The organism is Mucilaginibacter frigoritolerans (assembly GCF_007830615.1).
In the GTDB taxonomy this organism is placed as follows: Bacteria; Bacteroidota; Bacteroidia; order Sphingobacteriales; family Sphingobacteriaceae; genus Mucilaginibacter; species Mucilaginibacter frigoritolerans.
In genome coordinates this window covers 239,666-261,185 of the sequence record NZ_VLLI01000005.1, presented here as the reverse complement: position 1 = coordinate 261,185, position 21,520 = coordinate 239,666, and the positions used below count along the sequence as shown (strand labels likewise).

Below are 21,520 nucleotides of genomic sequence, written 5' to 3'. Positions count from 1 at the left end.
TAAATTTACAATGTTTAACATTACTTTTATAGTTAATTTAATGTTACTTAGTTAAATTTCTATTTAAACCTAAAACATGTGGATAATTCTTTTAATTATTTTTATCATAGTTATTTCAAATATGTTTTCTAAATCTGGAAGTAAAAGCACCACAAAAGCTATTACAAAATATCCAACAATATATCCGGTCACTAAAAAAGCACCAACTAATTACAGCATACCATCAAAAAAAAAGTTTATTGGCAAAAATAAGTTGCCTGAAGGCTTAATCATTACTGATGAATTTAATAAAGCTTTTGATTTAATGGAAAATAGCACCAAGTGTGCATATATCACAGGTAAGGCTGGTACAGGTAAATCCACATTACTAACTTATTTCAGGCAAAAGACTCGAAAAAATGTAATTGTTTTGGCCCCTACCGGTATAGCAGCTATTCAGGTAGAAGGATCTACAATACATTCCTTTTTTCGATTTGCGCCTCAACTTTTAGAAAAGAAACACATATCAAAGGATTATGCAAGGCAAGACTTATTTAATAAAGTCAACATGATCATTATCGATGAAATCTCAATGGTGCGAGCTGATTTATTGGATGGCATAGATTATGCACTTAGAATAAATAGGAATAATAATACCCCATTTGGAGGCGTTCAAATGGTCTTCTTTGGTGATCTTTATCAGTTGCCCCCGGTGGTTGTAGGAAAAGACCTTACTCAATATTTTGAAGAGCATTTTGGGGGCATTTATTTTTTCAATGCGAAAGTCTTTAGAGAAATAAACTTGGAATATATTGAATTACAAAAGATATTCCGCCAAAAGGATTCCGATTTTAAAGACATATTGAACAGTATTAGGGAAGCTAAAGTATCTGCATTAGAGTTACTAGTACTCAATAAAAGATATATTCCTTATTATATTAACGATACAAAAAATGTGAGCTTAACGTTAACTACCACAAATAATATTGCTGATGATGTGAATAGAAATCAGATGAACAGTTTACAATCAAAAGAATATATTTACAATGCTACAATTTCGGGTAAATTCGACAAGGCTTCTTATCCTACTGAACCTTATCTTAGTTTAAAAAAAGGTGCGCAAATCATGATGTTGAAAAATGACAGTCAAAAAAGATGGGTGAATGGTAGCCTTGGTATCATTCAAGATCTTTCAAGTTCTAATATTTTAATAAAAATAGATAATGTCACATATACCATTGAAAAGGCCACATGGGAAGTGATTGAATATGAATACAATAAAGAAGAAAATAAGATAGAAGCCATAGTAACCGGTTCATTTACTCAATATCCTTTAAAACCAGCTTGGGCCATGACCATACACAAAAGTCAGGGGCAAACATTTGATAACGTAATAATTGATTTAGGTAATGGTGCATTTGCTCATGGTCAGACTTATGTAGCCTTAAGCAGATGTACCTCCTTAGAGGGTATTGTATTGAAGTCACAAATTAGGTATCAAGACATCATTTTAGATTCTAAAGTAGCAAATTTCATAAAGGAAAAGAAACAGTACTTTATTAATTAGTCAGAAGTAAATCTCACAGGACAGGTCTATGACTCAATTTCTTTAGACCTATCTTTTCAAAATTTTATTGGAAACAAACCACTTTAATTTCCAAAACCAAATCCAGTCTCCATTTAATTTTGCTTTACCGAATGATTCGCTTTTAGTGAAGATGTATTTAAAATTCTCATAAATATCATCACCATCTTTTTCTAAATTTTGGCTATATTCTATATAATTCTTAATTGCAGGGCTATTCCATGCCGTTTCAATATACCAGCTAAAAGTATCATAAACTGCTTGAATACCAATTAGACCCTGTTTTTCAAAGCACCCAATATCCTCAAAAAGGCCCAAAAGCAAGTCGTCCATTTCAAAACCGCTATAATTGTCTCTGTACAAGTACTTTTTAGCATTTTTTCCATCAATTGGAAGTTGCTTGACAGATTTTCTATTTACTTCAAAATAAGGAAAATGTTCACAGGGAACATCATTGCCAAGATTTACTTCTTTTACTTTAAAGTCCAAGGCATTGTAGTTTAAAAGAATTATTAGATTTTGCGTTGAGGCATTAAAAAAGTCTTTTGTAAATTGATTAATAAAATCAGCCTTCGAGACTTTTTTTAGCCCTATCAATTGATACAAAGCAATTAATCCTAGTAAAGACGTCCAAAAAGCTACCCGATCAAATCCATTGTATCCATTTCCTGAGCCAAATATGAATTTACTGACTTCGTCCATATGTTTATATATCTAATTTAAATTCAATTATTTACTACTAATATAGTAATATATCAAACGAAAAAAATTATTGAGCTTTATAGCCCCTTACCAACCCTTCAAACAACAGCATTTTACAGCTTGCATCTCTCCATCCAAATTCCCTATCTTTAAATACTCAAAACCATTACAATGAAAAAACTAACCCTGGGCATTATGTTGAGCCTTGCTTTTTTGCTCGGCTATGGCTTTAGTCGCTTAACCAATACTGCTAATAAAGGTCCGCGGGTAACGGGCATTGGCGGTATATTTTTTAAGGCGAAAGATCCTGCTGCGTTAAAGGCCTGGTATGGCAAAAATTTGGGTCTGCAAATAGATCAGAGCGGTACCAGTTTTGAATGGCACCAGGGCTTGGATAGTACCAAAAAAGGCTTTACCCTTTGGGCTCCGTTTAGGGAAACCACTAAATACTTCCAACCGTCAGACAAGCAGTTTATGATCAATTACCGGGTAGAACAGCTGAGCCAGTTGCTCATCAACCTTAAAGCCGCTGGAATACTGCCTGTTGATAGTGTAGAAAAAGCCAGCTACGGCAGCTTTGTACATATTATGGACCCCGAAGGCAACAAGATTGAACTATGGGAACCCAACGACGCCGAATACAGCAAACTGACTAAGGTTACTACAAAGTAAGGGTTTGATTAAGGGTGGCACAATCATTCTACCCAAAACATCATTTCGATGTCATGCCTGATTTCAAATGGTAAGTCTTTGTTTATAACATGAACAGATACGAGTGATTTGCCTTTAATAACCACACAATTCATTATACCCAGTTTTGAAGATTTAAAGTAATCCTTATGTTTCTTCTCAACTGCTTTAAGATATGCTATGGCAAACTCGTCATCTAACATATTACCTCCAGTTTCAGCATATAAAACTAACTCATTATCACTAAATTAAAATGACTTTAATCACTAAATATAATTTTATTATTTTTTTGTGAGGTTGTAACCATTCCTGGCTGGCCTGTCCACCCCTACGGCCGGCCGGCCACTCAGCTTTATCAGCATTTTATCTGCTAAAAAAATTCAAATTAATTTTACAATTACTAAAAATATTAGTAATTTAGTTTTATTAAATTTTAAAGCGATGACAGGCTACCAGAACTATTTAATTATACTTGCCCCACCGGCAGAAGTAAGCCAACAGGTAAAAAAACTAAAGCTCAGCAGTGCCGCCGTAATTGGTGAGTACGAGGGATTGTTCTCTAAGGCCCATATTACCGTTCAACCCTGGATGCGCAAAAAGCCGGTTTGGGTAGGTCCGCTTATCCCTAAACTAGAACGCGACTTGCAAAACCTGCCGCCAATAACCCTAACTATTGATGGCTTTGATTATTTCGATCAGCAGGAAACCGCCTCTATTTATGCCAAACTGGTTTCAACCCCATTAACTAAAGTGTGGTTTAAAACTTTGCGCAGGTATTTTAATACGCCACCCTTCGAGCCGCACATCACCATAGCAAGATCAATCAGCAAGGATAACTTTAACAAGCTATGGCCACACTTTAAAAACAAGCAATGGCGGCATGAATTTAAGGTCGATCAGCTCACCATACTGAGGCGTGAACACATCGGTTACGATAAAAGCTATAAAATTTACAAGGAAATGCCGTTTAACCAGCATATAAACTTTGATGATTTTGCCAACCTGAAGCTAAAAACGCCTCTTTTAACCATTAACAAGTCTAACACTCAGCAATTTAGTCTTTTTTAACAATTTATTAACCAAAAACAAACCTTTTTCTATCTTTGCGCCGGGGTAAGTCTTTTACGGCCAGCTCCTCTTGAACTCCCCCAGGGTGGGAACACAGCAAGGGTAGAGAGTTGAGCGGCGCGATAGAAGTAGCTTACCCTTTTTTATTTTCTTTTTTTTCCATGTCCGGAAAACATCCCCTTCTATCACGCGCCTGATTTTTAATTACGCTATTTCCCTAACGGATAAACAAGCTTCTACCCTGTTCTCCATAGCTATCAACGGTTCAGATTTACTAATACAATAAGCATGATTTTACAGGACTCTTTGCTCAGCGTCCTTATCAAAAAGCCTCACCAGCTGCTTTTTGGATAGCGACTGAATAAACGAATTATCGGTTGTCACGATATCTTTAGCCAAACTATGCTTAGTTTCCTGTAAAACCATTATTTTCTCTTCAATGGTATCCGGGCAAATAAGCCGCACGGCAACAATATTCTTATCTTGTCCTATACGGTGGCAGCGGTCAATAGCCTGGTTCTCTACCGCAGGGTTCCACCAGGGGTCAACCAGGTAAACATAATCAGCCTCGGTAAGGTTTAGCCCGGTCCCTCCTGCTTTTAAGCTTATGAGGAAAACCCTTACTTCACTATCGTTTTGAAACTCTTCTATCACTTGCTGCCGGTTACGGGTTTGCCCTGTTAAGTAGGTAAACCTTATCGCTTTTTTCTTCAGTTCTGCTCTGATCAAATCAAGCATAGTAACAAATTGCGAAAAAACCAGGATTTTGTGCCGGTGCATTTTGCCTTCAATCTCCTCCATCAGCATATCAATTTTAGCTGAAGAATGGCCTGGCATCTTTTCTCCCTTAATCAATAAGGGCGAATCGCATATTTGTCTTAACCGTGTTAAGCCTTTCAGTACGTTCATCGGGCTTTTTTTCAGTTCTTCGCCGGTAGTTGCCGCAATATAATCCCTAAACTCCTTTTCGTAGGCCTCGTAAATGCTGCGTTGTTCCGGCTTCATTTCGCAGTACAATACCATTTCCGTTTTTTCGGGCAGGTCTGTAGCCACATCCTGTTTGGTGCGGCGCAAAACAAACGGACTTATCTTTTGCTGTAACTCCGTTGCCCGTTTACTGCTTTTAAACATATCTATCGGCATGGAGTAAATCTGTTTAAAATAGGTTTTGCTTCCCAAAAGCCCCGGGCAGGCAAAAGACAATTGCCCGTACAAATCAAAGGTGTTGTTTTCAAAAGGGGTTCCGGTCAGTACTATCTTGTTTCTTGATTTTAAAAGCCGTGTGGCTTTATATCGCTGCGACTCGGGATTTTTAATCTGCTGCGACTCATCCAGAAAGATATAATTGAACTCATAGTTCTTTAAAAACACTATATCAGCCAGCAAAGTGCCGTATGATGTAAGCACCACTTCGTAATGGCCAAAATATTCGGTATGCTTAATACGCTCGGCCCCATAAATAGTATGAACACGTATGGAAGGGGCAAATTTTTCAATTTCATGCTGCCAGTTAAATATTAACGAGGTAGGTACCACTATGAGGTTCACATTATGGCTCACCTTGGCGCGCTGCGAAAGAATGAATGCGATAACCTGTACTGTTTTACCAAGGCCCATGTCGTCGGCCAGGCAACCGCCGAAGTTGAAATCATCCAAAAAGTTAAGCCAGCTGAGTCCCTGCTGCTGGTAAGGGCGCAATTCGCCATTAAAATCTTTAGGTGTGGTTATGCTTTGTACCGATTCAAAGCCCGATAATTTTTGATGATAAACGGAGATCTCTTCTTTAACGCGCTCATCCAGCATAGCGTTATCAAATAACCACTCAATAGTTGTAAAATTAGATTTGGATACCTGCAAAGAGTCATCTTCAGCAACTTCGCCGGCGTTAAAGTAATCGGTAAACTTTTCTATCCATTGCTGCGGTAAAATACCCAGCGTTCCGTCATCCAGCTGCACATACTTGGTTTTGTTTTTAACGGCACGGTATATCTGTTTAAGCGCAGCCTTTTTCCGGCCGAAACGCCCGTCGACCACAACATTGAACCAATTGATGCCACTGAGCACCTTTATATTTATTTTAACCTTATAGGGGTTTAGCTTATTGCCCTCCAGCTCATTAAATCCAAGTATGGTAATACCCTGGGTTCGCCACTCTTCAAACACATTCAGGAACCATTCTTCATCCAAAAAATACTTTTTATGCAGATAAAAATAGTAGAGATCATCTTCCAGCTGCTCTTCAAACCAGGTATGTTGTTTAACCAGCAGGGCAGTAAAATCATCCTCTTCAGTGTAATTTCTGGCTACCAGAAACGGCTTTCCTTTTTTATCAGCTGAATAGATTTGTTTTTTTGTGCGGATAGAAATTTCCACTTCGCCATAGCGCATCACCGGGATAATCATTACGTGGGCACCGAAATCTGAAAGATAAATAATCCGCTCTGTCTCTTTATTGAATCCTTCGGCCTCCAATTGTTTTGGTGTAGCAGCAGGGATATGCTTATAGTCAATGCTCACTTTATCTTCCAGCTGAGAAAGTAATTGTTTTCGTAATTCCTCAAACTTAGAGGCATGCACCAGCAGGTTATCACTTTTACGGGTAAGCAATGCCATAACTTTTAGCTGCTGCAGGTTTGCCGCCAGATACAGCCCATCGCCGGTCCAAACAAAATAGGTAAACCTTACGGCCAGGTCCTTTAGCTCATATATCCGCCTCGCGATGGAGATACTTCCCGAAAGCTCAAAAAATTGCTCTTTGGGGTTTATTGCCAGTTTGGGCTCGTCTGTTATGGAACCAACTTTAACCGGAAAAACAGAACTGGCTGTTATTTTTTCAGAAACCTCTGCATCGTGGAAATAGAAATCATATTTCAGGGGGTTGTTGACAATGGCTTTTAATGCCGTAATATCTGCATCGGCAGGTGTTTTGTTTAAATGATTTTGAAACTTATGTACCCCTGCAAAAAACTTTAACTGTTCTGCATCATTGGTTTTCCACATCAAATCAAGCGGAGCAACAGCTTTTAAAGGATTCTTTATATTACCATCTTTAGTAAACTGAGCCTCATAAAGATCAATATACAGGTATTTGTAATACTTATGTTCCCTTATAATGATGCAAATGGGCTGTTCTTCGTTTATCACAGGTTCGGCATCAGGCACTATCACGGCCCTGAGCGCATTTATACTTTCTTTATTGACAGCTAACAATGATGGTAATCGTGCATGTATGGTGTTGCCATTCCTGGTGTTCTCTATTTGAAAAAAATCATCCAGACCGGCTTCATCCTCCATTCCATAATCTACTGCAAACCTTCTTAATTTTATATCCCGAAGTGGTTTATCAAAGAAAACGCGATAATCATCCTTTTTTAAAACTGCCAATAAAACAGCAGCCTGGTGGGCACATAATTTTTTATGAGGAGCAGCGGCGCATTCACAACCCACAATCAGCCGGTTATCTTCTTGCAGTAAGGTTACATCCGAAAAGGTAAGCTTTACATCCTTATTATTAAATGAGCCCTTATTAATACTTATCTCCGAAGGGAAAACATAGCGGGCATCCAATTGATCAGGATTAAAATTGATAGCAGTATGTCTTGAAATCTCCGTTTCGGTTAAATTTTGAAAGGTGATGCCTTCCAGTACGAATAAATGATGCGCTGTTTTGTTTTCCGACATATTAGAACATCAAATATGAGAAGAATTATAACGTCCTGTACTTTAAATTCTGCCGAAAATCAGCCTTTATTCGTATTTTTGTGCTATGCTTGATATTTTAATAATAGGCGGCGGCCCTATTGGTATTGCCTGCGGATTGGAAGCACAAAAGGCAGGACTAAGTTTTTTAATTGTTGAAAAAGGCTGCCTGGTAAACTCCCTGTATAACTACCCTTCCACCATGACTTTTTTCTCAACTTCCGAAAAACTGGAAATAGGCGGAGTCCCCTTTGTAACCATCAGCAACAAACCTACCCGCTCCGAAGCGCTTGAATATTACCGCCGTGTGGCTACATCAAACAACATGCCCATTAATCTTTTTGAAGAAGTAAAATCGGTAAAAAAAGAAGGGGAAGCATTTATCATCACTACCAGCAAAACAAGCTACCAAGCTAAAAAGGTGATCCTGTCTACCGGGTTTTATGATATTCCTGTTAAGCTGGGCATTCCCGGCGAAGAGCTGCCCAAAGTAAAACATTACTATAAGGACCCGCATTATTATGCCATGCAAAAGGTGGTGGTAGTGGGTTCAAGCAACTCGGCTATTGATGTGGCACTGGAAACCTACCGTAAGGGCGTAGAAGTAACACTGGTTATTCGTGGTGATGAAGTAAGCAGCCGCGTAAAATATTGGGTTAGGCCCGATATTATTAACCGTATTAAAGAGGGCAGCATCAAGGCGCATTTTAATTCCCATTTAAGGGCCATCCGAGAGCAGGAAGTAGACATTGAAACCCCTGAAGGCATTATCACCATCCCCAATGATTTTGTGATGGCTATGACGGGTTATAAGCCTAATTTTGAGTTCCTGAAAAGCCTAGGCATCATATTATCTGATGATAAGTATATTCCTCATTATCATCCGGATACCATGGAAACCAATTTACCGGGCCTATACCTTGCCGGCGTGGTGTGTGGCGGGCTTGATACTCATTTATGGTTCATAGAAAACTCAAGGGTACATGCCGAAATGATTATGGAGGATATTTTGAAGAAGCTTGATTGATTATGACCACCTTGGTTGGGCAGACTGGTTAAACTAATCATCTGATAGTAAAAAAACTCTGGCAGCACTAAGCACAGGTAAACTAATTAACTTTTTTCTTGCATAAGTAAAAATTAATGCAATAATTTGCACCAAAATTAAAAAAAGAACAAAACACGCTAAAAAATGAAACAACAAAGCTTAAACAAGCCCTCAATAAGAGCAATATTTGCTCCTGTTGCCGCTGCTTTGATTTCAACCGTTTTTGTATTTTCTCCGTCACGACGAAGGCCCTATATGCCACGGGTTTGATTTACTCCTCTGATTACAAACCCTCCCGGAGTTTTTTCGTTAAACTTCACAACTAAAAGATCATCTAATTATTTAACGCTGTAAAAGGCAAATAATTTAACGGTAATTTTTCTATTTCAATGACCATACAAGATTTTGATATTCAGGTAGCATCAGCACAGCATGTTGATTTTGCACCTCATATATGCGAAGAAATGGCCGAATCGGCTAAAGCACGCGGCACAGGTATAGCGCAGCGTTCATCTGAATATGTTGCTAATAAAATGCTAGAAGGTAAAGCCGTTATTGCTTTACATAAAGATGGCACCTGGGCAGGTTTCTGCTATATTGAAACCTGGAGCCACGGCGATTTCGTAGCCAACTCGGGTTTAATTGTAAACCCTATCTTCAGAAAAGCCGGGTTAGCAAAAGCCATTAAGGAACGAATATTTGAACTTTCACGTACAAAGTTCCCGGAGGCTAAGATATTTGGCCTTACTACCGGCTTAGCCGTAATGAAAATAAATTCTGATTTGGGTTACGAGCCGGTAACCTATTCAGAGCTTACGCAGGATGAAGATTTTTGGGCCGGATGCAAAAGCTGCGTTAATTACGACATCCTGATGAGCAAAAACCGCAAAAACTGTATGTGTACAGCCATGCTGTTTGATCCTGCCGAAAAACAAAAAGAATACGAAGACAAAATGAAAAAAATTACGCATAAAGCTACCCTGCTGGAGCGTATTGAAAATGCCATTAAGAAACGTATAGGTTCGGAAAGTTGAGTGTTTACAATTTAAAATAGAGGTCACGGCTTTGGCTTCCCTTTAGTTCATAAAATGAGAGATTTTAAAAAATTAGAAGTATGGAAAAAATCGCACGAACTGAATTTGTTCGTCTACTCAAATCTTCTTCCAAAATTTCCATTAAGTGAACACCAAGATTTATTAAGTCAAACCAAAAAAGCAGCGTTCGCCATTTCATCCAATATTGTTAAAGGATGCGGCAAATTCAGGGAAGTAGATTTTGCACTTTATTTAGAAGCAGCATTAGGCGCTGTTTACGAATTAGAGTTTTGTTGTTTATTAAGTAGTGACTTAGCTTATTTTAACAGCGACGAACAACTTAAAACAACTCAACTATTAGATGAAGTAAAAGCCATGTTAATTGGCATAATCAGAAAAATAAATAACAAAAGATCAGCAGGCGATAAAAGATTTAGTTTGACAGGCTTGTGATTTTAGCTCCAACAAATAATATGAAAAAGAAAGTAGTTTTAGCCTACAGCGGCGGTTTAGATACCTCATTTTGCTGTATTTACCTGACACAGGATTTAGGATATGAAGTTCACTCAGTAATTGTAAATACAGGTGGTTTTAGTAATGAAGAGCTGAAAGGCGTTGAAGAACGTGCCTATAAAATGGGTGTTACCTCGCACCACGTAGTAGACGAAACGAAAAACTTTTATAATACCTGCGTAAGGTTCCTGATTTATGGTAACGTGTTAAAAAACAACACCTACCCGTTATCAGTAAGTGCAGAGCGTGTTAGCCAGGCAACTGCTATTGCTAACTATGCAAAAGAAATTGGTGCCGAATTTGTAGCACATGGCAGTACCGGTGCCGGTAATGACCAGGTACGTTTTGACATGATCTTTAATATCCTGGTTCCTGATGTACAGATCATCACTCCTATCCGTGATTTAAAACTGAGCAGGGAAGCAGAGATCCAATACCTGAAAGATCATGGTGTGGATATGAACTTCGAAAAAGCAAAATACTCTATCAATAAAGGTATCTGGGGAACTTCTGTTGGAGGTAAAGAAACACTGACCTCAAACTTAGGTTTACCTGAAGAAGCATGGCCAACACAGGTTACATCATCAGAAGTTAAAAACCTGGAACTGGTATTTGAAAAAGGCGAATTGATTGGCATTGATGGCGAAACTTTCGATCATCCAACCAAAGCCATACAAGCCTTACAGGCCATTGCACAGCCTTACGGAATTGGCAGGGACATCCACGTGGGCGATACCATTATCGGCATTAAGGGCCGCGTAGGCTTTGAAGCTGCTGCACCAATGATCATTATCAAGGCACACCATACCTTAGAAAAACACGTATTAACCAAATGGCAGCTATCATGGAAAGACCAGCTTTCCAGCTTCTACGGTAACTGGTTGCACGAAGGTCAGTTCCATGATCCTATCATGCGCAACATCGAAGCTTTCCTGTCAGACACTCAACACAATGTGAGCGGTAAGGTATTTGTACAACTGCATCCATATCGTTTCCAGGTAATTGGCATAGAGTCAGCACATGATCTGATGTCAAATAAATTTGGCAGCTATGGTGAGATGAACAACGCCTGGACAGGTGAAGATGTGAAAGGATTTTCGAAAATATTTGGCAACCAGGTAATGATCTATCATAAGGTTAACCAAACTTCTTAAGTTTAATACAATGAATAACAATAAAAAAATATTAGCGGGCATAGTTGGCGGAGCAGGTTATACAGGCGGCGAAATGCTGCGCATTCTGATTAACCACCCTGATGTGGAAATTGCCTTTGTACATAGCACCAGCAATGCCGGTAACTATGTATATGCCGTGCACACCGATCTGTTTGGCGATACCGACCTGAAGTTTGCTGCCGAACTGGCCTTTAATATTGATGTATTGTTTCTTTGTGTAGGTCATGGCGATGCTAAAAAGTTTTTGGATGCCAATAATATTCCCGACCATATTAAGGTAATTGATCTTAGTCAGGATTTCAGGTTAACCCAAAATGCAAAGCATAAAACCAAAACCTTTGTTTACGGTCTACCAGAGTTAAACCGCGATGCAATTAAACAGGCACAAAACATTGCTAACCCGGGTTGCTTTGCTACCTGCCTGCAATTGGGTTTACTGCCACTTGCTTCAAAAAAACTATTGAACCACGAGGTGCATATCACAGCAACTACAGGATCAACAGGCGCCGGACAAAGTTTATCAGGCACTACCCACTTTACCTGGAGAAACGACAACCTTTCGGTTTACAAAGCTTTTGAACATCAGCATTTAAACGAGATAGGGCAATCGCTTAACCAGTTACAGCCACAGTTTGGACAGACAATAAACTTCATCCCCTATCGCGGTGATTATACACGTGGCATTATAGCCTCCATGTATATTGATTGTGACATAACCGAAGCTGAGGCTTTAAAGTTATACAAGCAATACTATGCAGAGCATCCGTTTACCCATGTTACTAATCATGATATTGATTTGAAACAGGTGGTAAATACCAACAAGTGCTTTATCCAGGTGAAAAAACATGGTAACAAACTGTTAATCATCAGCATAATCGATAACCTTTTAAAAGGAGCATCAGGGCAAGCCGTTCAAAATATGAACTTAATGTTTGGGCTGGATGAAAAAGCCGGATTAAGATTAAAAGCAACAGGATTTTAAGCCGGAGGCCGCAAGCCGAAAGCTTTTGATAAATTAATTATTATAAAACTGAATAAACGAGCCTTGCTTTGTTGTTTAGCTTTAAACTTTAACACAGAATGAAACTATTTGACGTATATCCCATTAATCCAATCAACATTGTAAAAGGTGTTGGCAGTTTGGTGTTTGACGATAAAGGGCAGGAATACCTGGATCTTTATGGCGGTCATGCTGTTATATCCATAGGCCATACTAACCCTCACTATGTAAAACGATTGGAAGATCAGTTGCATCAAATAGGTTTCTACTCTAACTCTATCGAGATTCCTCTGCAAAAAGAACTAGCTGAGAAACTGGGTCATGTTTCGGATAAAGAAGATTACCAGTTGTTTCTGTGTAACTCAGGAGCCGAGGCCAATGAGAACGCTTTAAAGCTGGCATCATTTTACAATGGCAAAAAGAAAGTGATTGCCTTTACCGGATCATTTCATGGCCGTACCTCTTTAGCAGTTGCGGTTACTGATAACCCTAAAATTGTTGCCCCTGTTAACGAAACCCCAAATGCTATCTTTTTACCATGGAAAGATGAAGCATCGTTAGAAAAAGCCTTTGCTGAAAATGAAATATCATCGGTAATTATTGAAGGCATACAGGGTGTTGGTGGGATACAGGTAGCTCCAGAAAGCTTTTTACAAAAAATAAGAAGCCTGTGCGATGCACACAATGCTGTATTCATTGCCGATTCGGTACAATGCGGATATGGCAGAACAGGCAAATTCTTTTCGCACGATTTTGCAGGTGTAAATGCCGATATTTATACCATGGCTAAAGGTATGGGTAATGGTTTCCCGGTTGGGGGCATTATCATATCGCCCAAAATACAGCCGGCTTATGGTATGCTGGGTACTACCTTTGGCGGAAATCACTTAGCCTGTGCCGCTGGTTTAGCTGTATTAGAAGTAATGGAACGCGATAATCTGTTACAAAACGCAGCAGAAGTTGGCGGCTATTTAATTACTGAACTGAAGAAATTTACCCAGGTAAAAGAAGTACGCGGACGAGGTTTAATGATCGGCATTGAATTACCTGCCGAACTGTCTCATGTAAAAAAAGATCTGTTATTTAAGCACCATATTTTTACTGGCGAAGCTAAGCCAAATGTGATCAGACTGTTGCCTGCGCTTAATTTAACCAAAGCACACGCCGACAGATTTTTAGAAGCATTTACAACCGTACTCAATCAATAACTTTTCACTACTCTCAATAAAGCCATGAAATTATTTTCCTCTGTTAATGATGTTACCGACGTTAACGCACTTGTTAAAGAAGCTTTGCAGTTAAAGCAATTCCCTTATGCTTACAAGGATCTGGGAGAAAATAAGACCATAGCATTAGTATTCTTAAATCCAAGCTTACGTACCCGCATGAGCACACAAAAAGCTGCTTTAAACCTGGGTATGAATGTAATGGTGCTAAATATTGATAAGGAAGGCTGGGCACTGGAGCTTCGTGACGGGGCTATAATGAATGGCAATACGGTTGAGCATATCCGTGAAGCAGCAGCCGTAATGGGCCAATATGCGGATATCATTGGGGTACGTTCATTCCCTGGTTTAAAGAACCGCGAGGAAGACTACAGCGAGATGATCTTCAACAAATTTGTTGAGTTTTGCGGTGTACCGATAGTAAGCCTGGAGTCGGCAACACGTCACCCACTTCAAAGTCTGGCGGATTTGGTAACCATTGAAGAATTAAAAACACGGGCCAGGCCTAAAGTAGTATTAACCTGGGCACCGCATATTAAACCACTACCACAGGCAGTACCTAATTCATTTGCCGAATGGATGTGTAAGGCTGATGTTGATTTTACCATTGCTCATCCAAAGGGATATGAACTTTGCAGTGATTTTACCCAAGGAGCTACCATTACACATAACCAGGAGGAAGCTATTGCTGATGCAGATTTTATCTACGTAAAAAACTGGTCGGCTTATGAGCCTTACGGAAAAGTATTTGGTGGAAACGAGGATTGGATGCTTACCAATGACAGACTAAAAAACACCAACAAAGCAAAAATAATGCATTGTCTGCCTGTACGACGTAATTTAGAGCTCTCTGACGAAATTCTGGACGGTGAAAGTTCTGTAGTAGTTCACGAAGCAGCAAATCGCGTTTGGGCTGCACAGGCTGTGTTAAAAAGAATGCTGGAAGGCCTTAGTTAACTATTCACAAACTTAATCAGTTAAGGTAATGTACATTCCATCCTTTAATAAACTCGAAGACCCGAAGGAAGCTATTAGTTTTATGCAGCGGTACAGCTTTGCAACTATTGTTTCTGTTAAGGATGGGCTACCGGTTGCTACTCACCTACCCTTTATAATTAGTCAGCAGGATGACAAGCTTATATTAAAATCGCATTTTGCAAAAGTTAATCCACAGGCTATAGATAGTATAGATACTCGTGTTTTAGTAATATTTACTGAGCCGCATGCTTATATCTCCCCCAAACATTATGAAAAGGTAGAAAATGTACCTACCTGGAATTATCTTGCTGTACACGCCTATGGTAAATATACCTTATTAGAAGGTGCGGATAAAAAAGCTGCTTTATTAAAAGAAACCATCAATTATTACGAGGCTGACTACTTAAAACAATGGGATAGCTTGCCTGATACCTTTAAACAAAACATGATGAAAGGTATTACAGCCTTTGAAATTGTGGTAGATGACCTTCAGGCAAAAAGTAAGCTTAGTCAGAATAAAACTCAAAAGGAAATAAACAGCATTATTAAGGAACTGAGACATTCCGAAAACTCCAATGAGAAAGATATTGCTGATTACATGTCGCAATTAAAGAAAAAAGACAGCTAATATCTTAAAGTGGTTTTATTAGCCGATTGATTACCTTATTTAAAGTTAATCCCTGTACTACAATAGAGAAGATCACTATAAAATAACTCGCCGAGAGTATAATATCGCGATACGGACTATCCGGCAATGACAGGGCCAGTGCAATAGAGATCCCTCCCCTTAATCCGGCCCAGGTAAGTACATTCATACTATTGAAATTTATTTTTAATGTTCGGCAGAAGAAAGTTAATGGAAATACCACGCTTATCCACCTGGCCAAAAGCGTAATGATAATTGCAGCAGCGCCGGTTAGCCAGTAATCCTTTAAAAACGGAAAATTGATCATTTGTAAGCCGATCATTACAAATAAAACAGTATTCAGCATTTCATCAACCAGGTGCCAGAATTTCCCGAGTGCTTCATGCGAATGTTCATGCTCATCACCATTGATAGTATAATTACTCGCAAATAGGCCCGCTGAAACAACAGCCAAAGGGACAGACAAGTGTAAATACAAGCCAATAACCGAAATACTTAATACCAATGATAAGGAGATCAGCACAATGGTTTGAAAATCGTTAATTGATTTCATTAAACGGAATGCAATAAAACCTGATATTAAACCTAGAGTACCTCCGCCGAAGACCTCGCGTGCAAATAGCATGGCAGTTTTCGCAAAGGTCATATGCTCTATTCCTGAATCTATTATTTCTAGTAGGGTAACAAAAAGAACCAGTCCTACCCCATCGTTAAACAAAGATTCGCCGGAAATAATGGTGGCCAAATTTTGAGGTATTTTAGAGGTTTTAATAACTGCCGATACCGCTACAGGATCAGTTGGTGATATCAGTGCTCCAAATAAAAGACAATAGAGTAATGGTATCTCCAAATTAAAAACAAATGATAAACCATAAAATAAAACACCAAATATTGCCGAAGAGATTACAATACTCACGGTACTTAAAACAAGTACAGCTCTGGCTTCTTTTTTGAGATTCTTATTATTGGCGTTAAATGAGCTTGCAAACAACAAAAACCCAAGCATTATATTTAAAACAGTTTCGGGAAAATGGATTTCTTTGGCTAATACGGAAAGGTAATGAGCACCATCCGGATTTAATTTATCTATTACAATAGTAATTACGGAAACTACAATAGCTATGGTAATTATCCCGATAGCACCAGGAAGTTTTACAAAGCGTGCATTTAAATAAGAGCAGAAAGCACTAACTAAAACGAGTAAGGTAATAACCAGAAATATATCCATCTATACATTTATTACTTATGGTAAGGTAATAAAACTTCAACGCAAATAAAAAGTTTGCCGGACTATTTCGAATCATTATCAGCCATGCGGGTTTCTGTATTGAAATATCTTACCACCAAGCGGTTATCACTATTTTTAGCAATATAATTGAATACCCAGGTTAAAAACACAACGCCTTTATTTGAAAAACCTGCCAACGACATAATGTGAACCACTCCCCATAATAACCACGCAAAAAAGCCCTGAAAGTGAAATTTACCCAAATCGGCAACTGCCTGATTACGGCCAATGGTAGCTAATGAGCCTTTGTCTCTATATTTAAATGGTATGGTGGCCTCTCCCGTTACCAGGCGTATAAGATTTTCACCCAGTTGTTCTCCCTGCTGAATAGCAGCAGGTGCTTGCCCAGGATGCCCGTTAGGATATTCATCTGTTATCATTATAGCCACATCGCCAATTGCAAAAATGTTGTCATAGCCCTTAACCCTGTTTATGGTATCAGTATAAATCCTGTTTGCCTTGTTTATCGCTTCTGCAGGCAGGCCTTCGGGCATTTCGCCTTTAACACCGGCAGCCCATAAAACATTGCGTGTTTTTATGGTTTTACCGTTATCAATAGTCAAGTAAAAGCCATCATAACTTTGTACATGGGCGCTATTAAATATAGTTACATCAGCATTGTGCAAAAACTCCTTTGCTTTTATTGAGGCCTTTGGAGACATGGCAGCCAGCAGCTTGTCTTTACCTTCAACAAGGTAAACACGCATATCGTATTTGCTTAGGCCATGGTAATCCTGCATCAATATCAAATGACGCATTTCGGCAAGTGCACCGGCTAATTCAACACCTGTAGGGCCTCCGCCAACTACCACAAAGGTCATGAGTGCAAATTTTTCCCGCATATCAGCCGTTACCAATGCTGTTTCGAGATTCTGAACAACCAGGCTCCTTAAGTTTAACGCTTCCGGAATATTTTTCATGGGCATAGCAAAATGCTCAATGTCCTTGTTATTAAAAAAATTGGTATTGGAACCTGTTGCTATAACCAGGTAATCATAATGGATATCCCCTATATTTGTTGTGAGGGTATTTGACTCCGGGTTAATCTTTTCAACCTCAGCCATGCTAAAGCTGAAGTTATTAAATTTTGTAAATATTCTGCGGATAGGAAAAGCAATAGAATCAGCCGCTATTGCGCCAATAGCCACCTGGTAAAGTAAAGGCTGAAAAGTATGATAATTATGCTTATCGATCAAAAGCACATCAACAGGTGCCTTTTTTAATTTTTTAGCCAGTGATAACCCTCCAAATCCTCCTCCAATAATAACTACACGTGGTCTTTGCGTTTTACTTTTTTCCTGGTCAACAGTAAACATATGCTATTCTTATAACTCAATTATACATAATCTTTAACAAACCTATTGCAATCTTAAATATCCTTACGCTATTATAACAAACAATAGATTTACTAACAAAATACTGCTATGCTGGTTTTGAAATTCGCCATATAAATAAAATACCCAATTGGGAATAAATGTTATGTGTTTATATTAAATTTAACTTAAATTAACATTGATTAAATATTTCAATACAAAAACACCTGTTTTGAATCAAATATTAAATAAAATAGGGCATTTTTTAGTAATTTTATCCGCAAACAAGAAATATTAGAAGATTTTTAACTTCTATTGATTAATAAAAGGGTTAATATGAGTAAAAGTGACACAGTTTCAACACAATCAGAAACAATTAAGGATGATAAGAAACTGTATGTTATAAAAATAGGCGGAAACGTTATTGATAATTCTGAAAACCTATATAAGTTTTTAAAGGATTTCACAGCATTACCGGGCTACAAAATATTGGTACATGGTGGTGGTAAAGTAGCTACACAATTATCTGAAACCCTTGGCATTGAGCCAAAACTAGTTGATGGACGGCGGATAACCGACATTGAAACTTTGCGCGTAGTGACCATGGTTTACGGTGGTTTAATTAATAAAAACATAGTGGCGCAACTACAACGCAACGGCAATAATGCAATAGGGCTAACCGGGGCCGACGGCGACTTTATCCGCACCAAAAAGCGCCCTGTAAAAACAATTGATTATGGCTTTGTGGGCGATATTGATGAAAATTCTATTAATCCTCAAAGCATCAGTAATTTAATGGAGGCCAGATTTACACCCGTTTTTTGTGCAATAACGCACGATGGTGACGGACAACTGTTAAATACCAATGCCGATACCATTGCATCAGCAATAGCTGTAGCATTAGCCAAATTGTATGAAACTACCCTTATTTATTGTTTTGAAAAAAAGGGCGTTTTAAAAGATATAAATGATGAGCATTCTCTGATAAAGGATATTGATCCTTTAAAATATGAGGACTTAAAAACACAGCAGATCATCCACAGCGGGATGTTACCGAAATTGGATAATGCCTTTACAGCAATATCAAGCGGTGTTAAAGCCGTTATAATAGGGCATTCAGACGATCTGGGTAAGTTAAAACATAATCAACCATTTGGAACACGTTTAAGTAAAAGCTTATGAATTCACAACAGCATATTGCAATTTTAGGAAGTGGGAATATAGGCTTATCATTAGCTAAGGGACTTGTAAAATCCGGAAAATGTAAACCACAGCAAATTTCGCTCACCCGTAGAAATGTTGGCGCCTTGGCCGAACTTTCAGATATGGGTTACTATACAACCGACAATAATCTTAAAGCAGTAAAAAAGGCTGATTTTATTGTACTGGCGGTATTACCTCAACAGCTTAATAAATTACTGGATGAAATAAAAGCATCGTTAAAACCCGAAAAGCAATTGATTATCTCAGTAATTTCTGGTGTTAGCTGTAGTGATATTCGTAAACAACTGGATATGAACGTTCAGATTATTCGTGCAATGCCCAATACGGCTATTGCTATTGGCCAGTCGATGACTTGTATAGCGACAGACAATGGTACATCAAAGAATATTAACTTTGTGCGATCTCTTTTTGATACCGTTGGCACAACCATACAGATCAATGAAGAGTTAATGACATCCGCAACAGCTCTTTGTGCTTGTGGAATAGCCTTTTTTCTGCGTTCTATAAGGGCAGCATCACAAGGTGGAACAGAAATTGGTTTTCATGCGCATGATGCTTTAAAAATGGCCGCTCAAACAGCTAAAGGTGCAGCCGACCTGTTATTACAACTTTCCTCGCATCCCGAACAAGAAATTGATAAGGTAACCTCACCAAGTGGTTGTACCATTGCCGGCTTAAATGAAATGGAACATAACGGTTTCAGTTCAGCCATGATAAAGGGGATCAAACTGTCGGCAGAAAAGGCAGGAGACCTTTACCAGGGATAAGCATTGCGAGTTGAAACACTAGTGACCATATCAATTCAATAAAAGGCTATCAGATTGATACTTTTCATACGGAATGGATCATATACAAAAACAATTGACAATCAATTATATAATTTAAATATTCCAATTATTAAACCATTATTTTGCTGATGGTATAGTTTTAGTGCCAGGGCAGCAAAATGTTATTTTAAAATGTTAACAGTAGAAAAAATTGGCGGTACATCTATGACCGCATTAGGCGACGTAATAAAAAATATCATACTTTTTGAACGCGAAAGACAACAGTTATATAACCGCATATTTGTAGTATCAGCATTCTCTGGTGTTACCAATATGCTGCTGGAAAATAAAAAGACCGGTGAGCCGGGTGTTTATCATAAACTGGCTAACTACCAGGATTTTCACAAACCTTTAAATGAACTTATCGTCAAATTAAAGGCCATTAACAAAACATATGAACACCTTGGCCTTGAACTTACTACGGCAAATTTATTTATTGAAAAACGGATAAGAGATGCACAAACCTACCTGGAAAACCTTGCCAATATCCTGGCATCTGGTTATGTAAGCAAAGAAGGTATATTACAGGCGGCTAGAGAAATTCTGGCTTCGATAGGTGAAAGTCATTCGGCTTTTAACTTTACTAATATCCTTCAAAATATGGGCATTAATGCTACTTTAATTGATTTGAGTGGCTTTCATGATCATCACTCCTACACTATTGATCAGCGTATTAAAAAGGACCTGCAACACATCGACTTTGAAAACACCATTTGCATTGCAACTGGTTATGCCAAAGGAACTGAAGGCATTATGCGCGAGTTTGACCGTGGCTACTCGGAAGTTACCTTTAGCAAAATAGCGGTTGAAGTACAACCACATGAAGCTATAATTCACAAAGAATATCACTTATGTACTGCTGATCCTGTTTTAGTAGGCATTGACAACTGTCATCCTGTTGGGTATACCAATTATGATGTTGCCGACCAGCTGGCTGATGTTGGTATGGAAGCCATCCATCCCAAAGCATCAAAACCTTTGGAAATCAATGACATTAATCTGCGCATAAAAAATACTTTTGAGCCAGAGCACCCAGGCACGCTTATTACCCGTGAGTATGTTTGCGAGCACAAACGTGTTGAAGTAATTACCGGCACCGAAAAGGTATTGATCATTGATATTTACGACCCTTCGATGGTTGGCACACCAGGTAGTGACCTGGAAATTATGCAGTTATTTTATAAGTTTGGCGTAAGCTATAGCTTTAAGGCTACAAGCGCCAACAGTATTTCAATAGTTATTTGGGAAAAAGACCTGAATAAAAAGCTGATACACGAACTCGAAGATAAATTTGAAAAAGTTACTACAGAAAAAGTTGCTATGGTTTGCCTTATCGGTTCAAACATGGATCAGCCCGGTTTATTAGCCAAATCAGCAGCATCTTTAGCCGAAAAAGGCATCAACATAAAAAGTGCGGGCTTTGCTTTGAGAAAAGTAAATATTCAGTTTATTATAGCGAGAGAGGATTTTGACGAAGCGATCATCGCTTTAAATAAAGCAATGGGATAAGTTTTATAGCAGAGGC

19 protein-coding genes and 1 other RNA gene are annotated in these 21,520 nt (G+C 38.6%); 15 read left to right on the top strand and 5 right to left on the bottom strand.

Annotation, left to right across the window (positions count from 1 at the left end; all coding sequences use genetic code 11):
* Nucleotides 1-76: 76 nt before the first annotated feature.
* Nucleotides 77-1,546 (top strand): ATP-dependent DNA helicase, encoded by a 1,470-nt coding sequence (locus JN11_RS24925; RefSeq protein WP_144912253.1) that lies wholly within the window; start codon nt 77-79, stop codon nt 1,544-1,546.
* Nucleotides 1,547-1,594: 48 nt separating this feature from the next.
* On the opposite strand, the gene JN11_RS10245 is transcribed toward JN11_RS24925, so the two are convergent.
* Complete coding sequence (locus JN11_RS10245; protein ID WP_144912251.1) at nt 1,595-2,266, bottom strand: hypothetical protein; 672 nt, start codon at nt 2,264-2,266, stop codon at nt 1,595-1,597.
* Nucleotides 2,267-2,437: 171 nt separating this feature from the next.
* On the opposite strand from JN11_RS10245, the gene JN11_RS10240 reads away from it, so the two are divergent.
* On the top strand, nt 2,438-2,938 hold the full coding sequence (locus JN11_RS10240; RefSeq protein WP_144912249.1) for a VOC family protein: 501 nt from the start codon (nt 2,438-2,440) through the stop codon (nt 2,936-2,938).
* Between the two features lie 23 nt (nt 2,939-2,961).
* Here the strand turns inward: JN11_RS10240 and JN11_RS10235 are convergent, their stop codons facing one another.
* On the bottom strand, nt 2,962-3,159 hold the full coding sequence (locus JN11_RS10235) for a hypothetical protein (RefSeq protein ID WP_144912247.1): 198 nt from the start codon (nt 3,157-3,159) through the stop codon (nt 2,962-2,964).
* Nucleotides 3,160-3,397: 238 nt separating this feature from the next.
* Here JN11_RS10235 and JN11_RS10230 point away from each other — a divergent pair, with 238 nt between their 5' ends.
* Nucleotides 3,398-4,024 carry a 2'-5' RNA ligase family protein gene (locus tag JN11_RS10230; RefSeq protein WP_144912245.1) on the top strand — a complete coding sequence of 209 codons (627 nt, stop codon included), beginning with the start codon at nt 3,398-3,400 and terminating at the stop codon, nt 4,022-4,024.
* A gap of 43 nt (nt 4,025-4,067) precedes the next feature.
* Nucleotides 4,068-4,166: signal recognition particle sRNA small type (ffs, locus tag JN11_RS10225), an RNA gene on the top strand.
* Nucleotides 4,167-4,318: 152 nt separating this feature from the next.
* Here the strand turns inward: ffs and JN11_RS10220 are convergent.
* Nucleotides 4,319-7,705: a DEAD/DEAH box helicase gene (locus tag JN11_RS10220; RefSeq protein WP_144912243.1), complete on the bottom strand. Its 3,387-nt coding sequence runs from the start codon at nt 7,703-7,705 to the stop codon at nt 4,319-4,321.
* Nucleotides 7,706-7,790: 85 nt separating this feature from the next.
* Here JN11_RS10220 and JN11_RS10215 point away from each other — a divergent pair, with 85 nt between their 5' ends.
* From JN11_RS10215 to JN11_RS10180, 8 genes are all read left to right on the top strand, one after another.
* On the top strand, nt 7,791-8,750 hold the full coding sequence (locus tag JN11_RS10215) for a YpdA family putative bacillithiol disulfide reductase (RefSeq protein ID WP_144912242.1): 960 nt from the start codon (nt 7,791-7,793) through the stop codon (nt 8,748-8,750).
* A 410-nt stretch (nt 8,751-9,160) separates the two neighbouring features.
* Nucleotides 9,161-9,805, top strand: a complete 645-nt coding sequence (locus tag JN11_RS10210; RefSeq protein WP_144912240.1) for a GNAT family N-acetyltransferase — start codon at nt 9,161-9,163, stop codon at nt 9,803-9,805.
* Nucleotides 9,806-9,859: 54 nt separating this feature from the next.
* Nucleotides 9,860-10,258, top strand: coding sequence for a four helix bundle protein (locus JN11_RS10205; protein WP_144912238.1), 399 nt, complete (start codon nt 9,860-9,862; stop codon nt 10,256-10,258).
* Between the two features lie 20 nt (nt 10,259-10,278).
* Entirely contained in the window at nt 10,279-11,472 is a 1,194-nt protein-coding gene (gene argG, locus JN11_RS10200; RefSeq protein ID WP_144912236.1) for an argininosuccinate synthase, read from the top strand.
* Between the two features lie 10 nt (nt 11,473-11,482).
* The gene (argC, locus tag JN11_RS10195) at nt 11,483-12,475 is read left to right on the top strand and encodes an N-acetyl-gamma-glutamyl-phosphate reductase (RefSeq protein WP_144912235.1); all 993 of its coding nucleotides are present in this window, start codon (nt 11,483-11,485) and stop codon (nt 12,473-12,475) included.
* 98 nt (nt 12,476-12,573) lie between these two features.
* Entirely contained in the window at nt 12,574-13,701 is a 1,128-nt protein-coding gene (locus JN11_RS10190) for an aspartate aminotransferase family protein (protein ID WP_144912233.1), read from the top strand.
* Nucleotides 13,702-13,725: 24 nt separating this feature from the next.
* Nucleotides 13,726-14,676: a Rossmann-fold NAD(P)-binding domain-containing protein gene (locus tag JN11_RS10185; RefSeq protein WP_144912231.1), complete on the top strand. Its 951-nt coding sequence runs from the start codon at nt 13,726-13,728 to the stop codon at nt 14,674-14,676.
* 28 nt (nt 14,677-14,704) lie between these two features.
* Entirely contained in the window at nt 14,705-15,325 is a 621-nt protein-coding gene (locus tag JN11_RS10180) for an FMN-binding negative transcriptional regulator (protein ID WP_144912230.1), read from the top strand.
* Between the two features lie 4 nt (nt 15,326-15,329).
* Here the strand turns inward: JN11_RS10180 and JN11_RS10175 are convergent, their stop codons facing one another.
* Both JN11_RS10175 and JN11_RS10170 read right to left on the bottom strand, forming a co-directional pair.
* A complete protein-coding gene (locus JN11_RS10175; RefSeq protein ID WP_144912228.1) occupies nt 15,330-16,571 on the bottom strand; it encodes a cation:proton antiporter in 1,242 nt (413 codons plus the stop codon).
* 62 nt (nt 16,572-16,633) lie between these two features.
* A complete protein-coding gene (locus JN11_RS10170; protein ID WP_144912226.1) occupies nt 16,634-17,947 on the bottom strand; it encodes an NAD(P)/FAD-dependent oxidoreductase in 1,314 nt (437 codons plus the stop codon).
* A 333-nt stretch (nt 17,948-18,280) separates the two neighbouring features.
* Between JN11_RS10170 and argB the strand changes: the two genes are divergently transcribed.
* The 3 genes from argB (at nt 18,281) to JN11_RS10155 (ending at nt 21,504) form a co-directional block, all read left to right on the top strand.
* Nucleotides 18,281-19,126 carry an acetylglutamate kinase gene (gene argB / locus JN11_RS10165; protein ID WP_144912224.1) on the top strand — a complete coding sequence of 282 codons (846 nt, stop codon included), beginning with the start codon at nt 18,281-18,283 and terminating at the stop codon, nt 19,124-19,126.
* Entirely contained in the window at nt 19,123-19,935 is an 813-nt protein-coding gene (gene proC / locus JN11_RS10160) for a pyrroline-5-carboxylate reductase (protein ID WP_144912222.1), read from the top strand. Before argB ends, proC begins: the two co-directional genes overlap by 4 nt.
* 192 nt (nt 19,936-20,127) lie before the next feature.
* Nucleotides 20,128-21,504, top strand: a complete 1,377-nt coding sequence (locus JN11_RS10155; RefSeq protein ID WP_144912220.1) for an aspartate kinase — start codon at nt 20,128-20,130, stop codon at nt 21,502-21,504.
* The last annotated feature ends 16 nt before the right edge of the window (nt 21,505-21,520 follow it).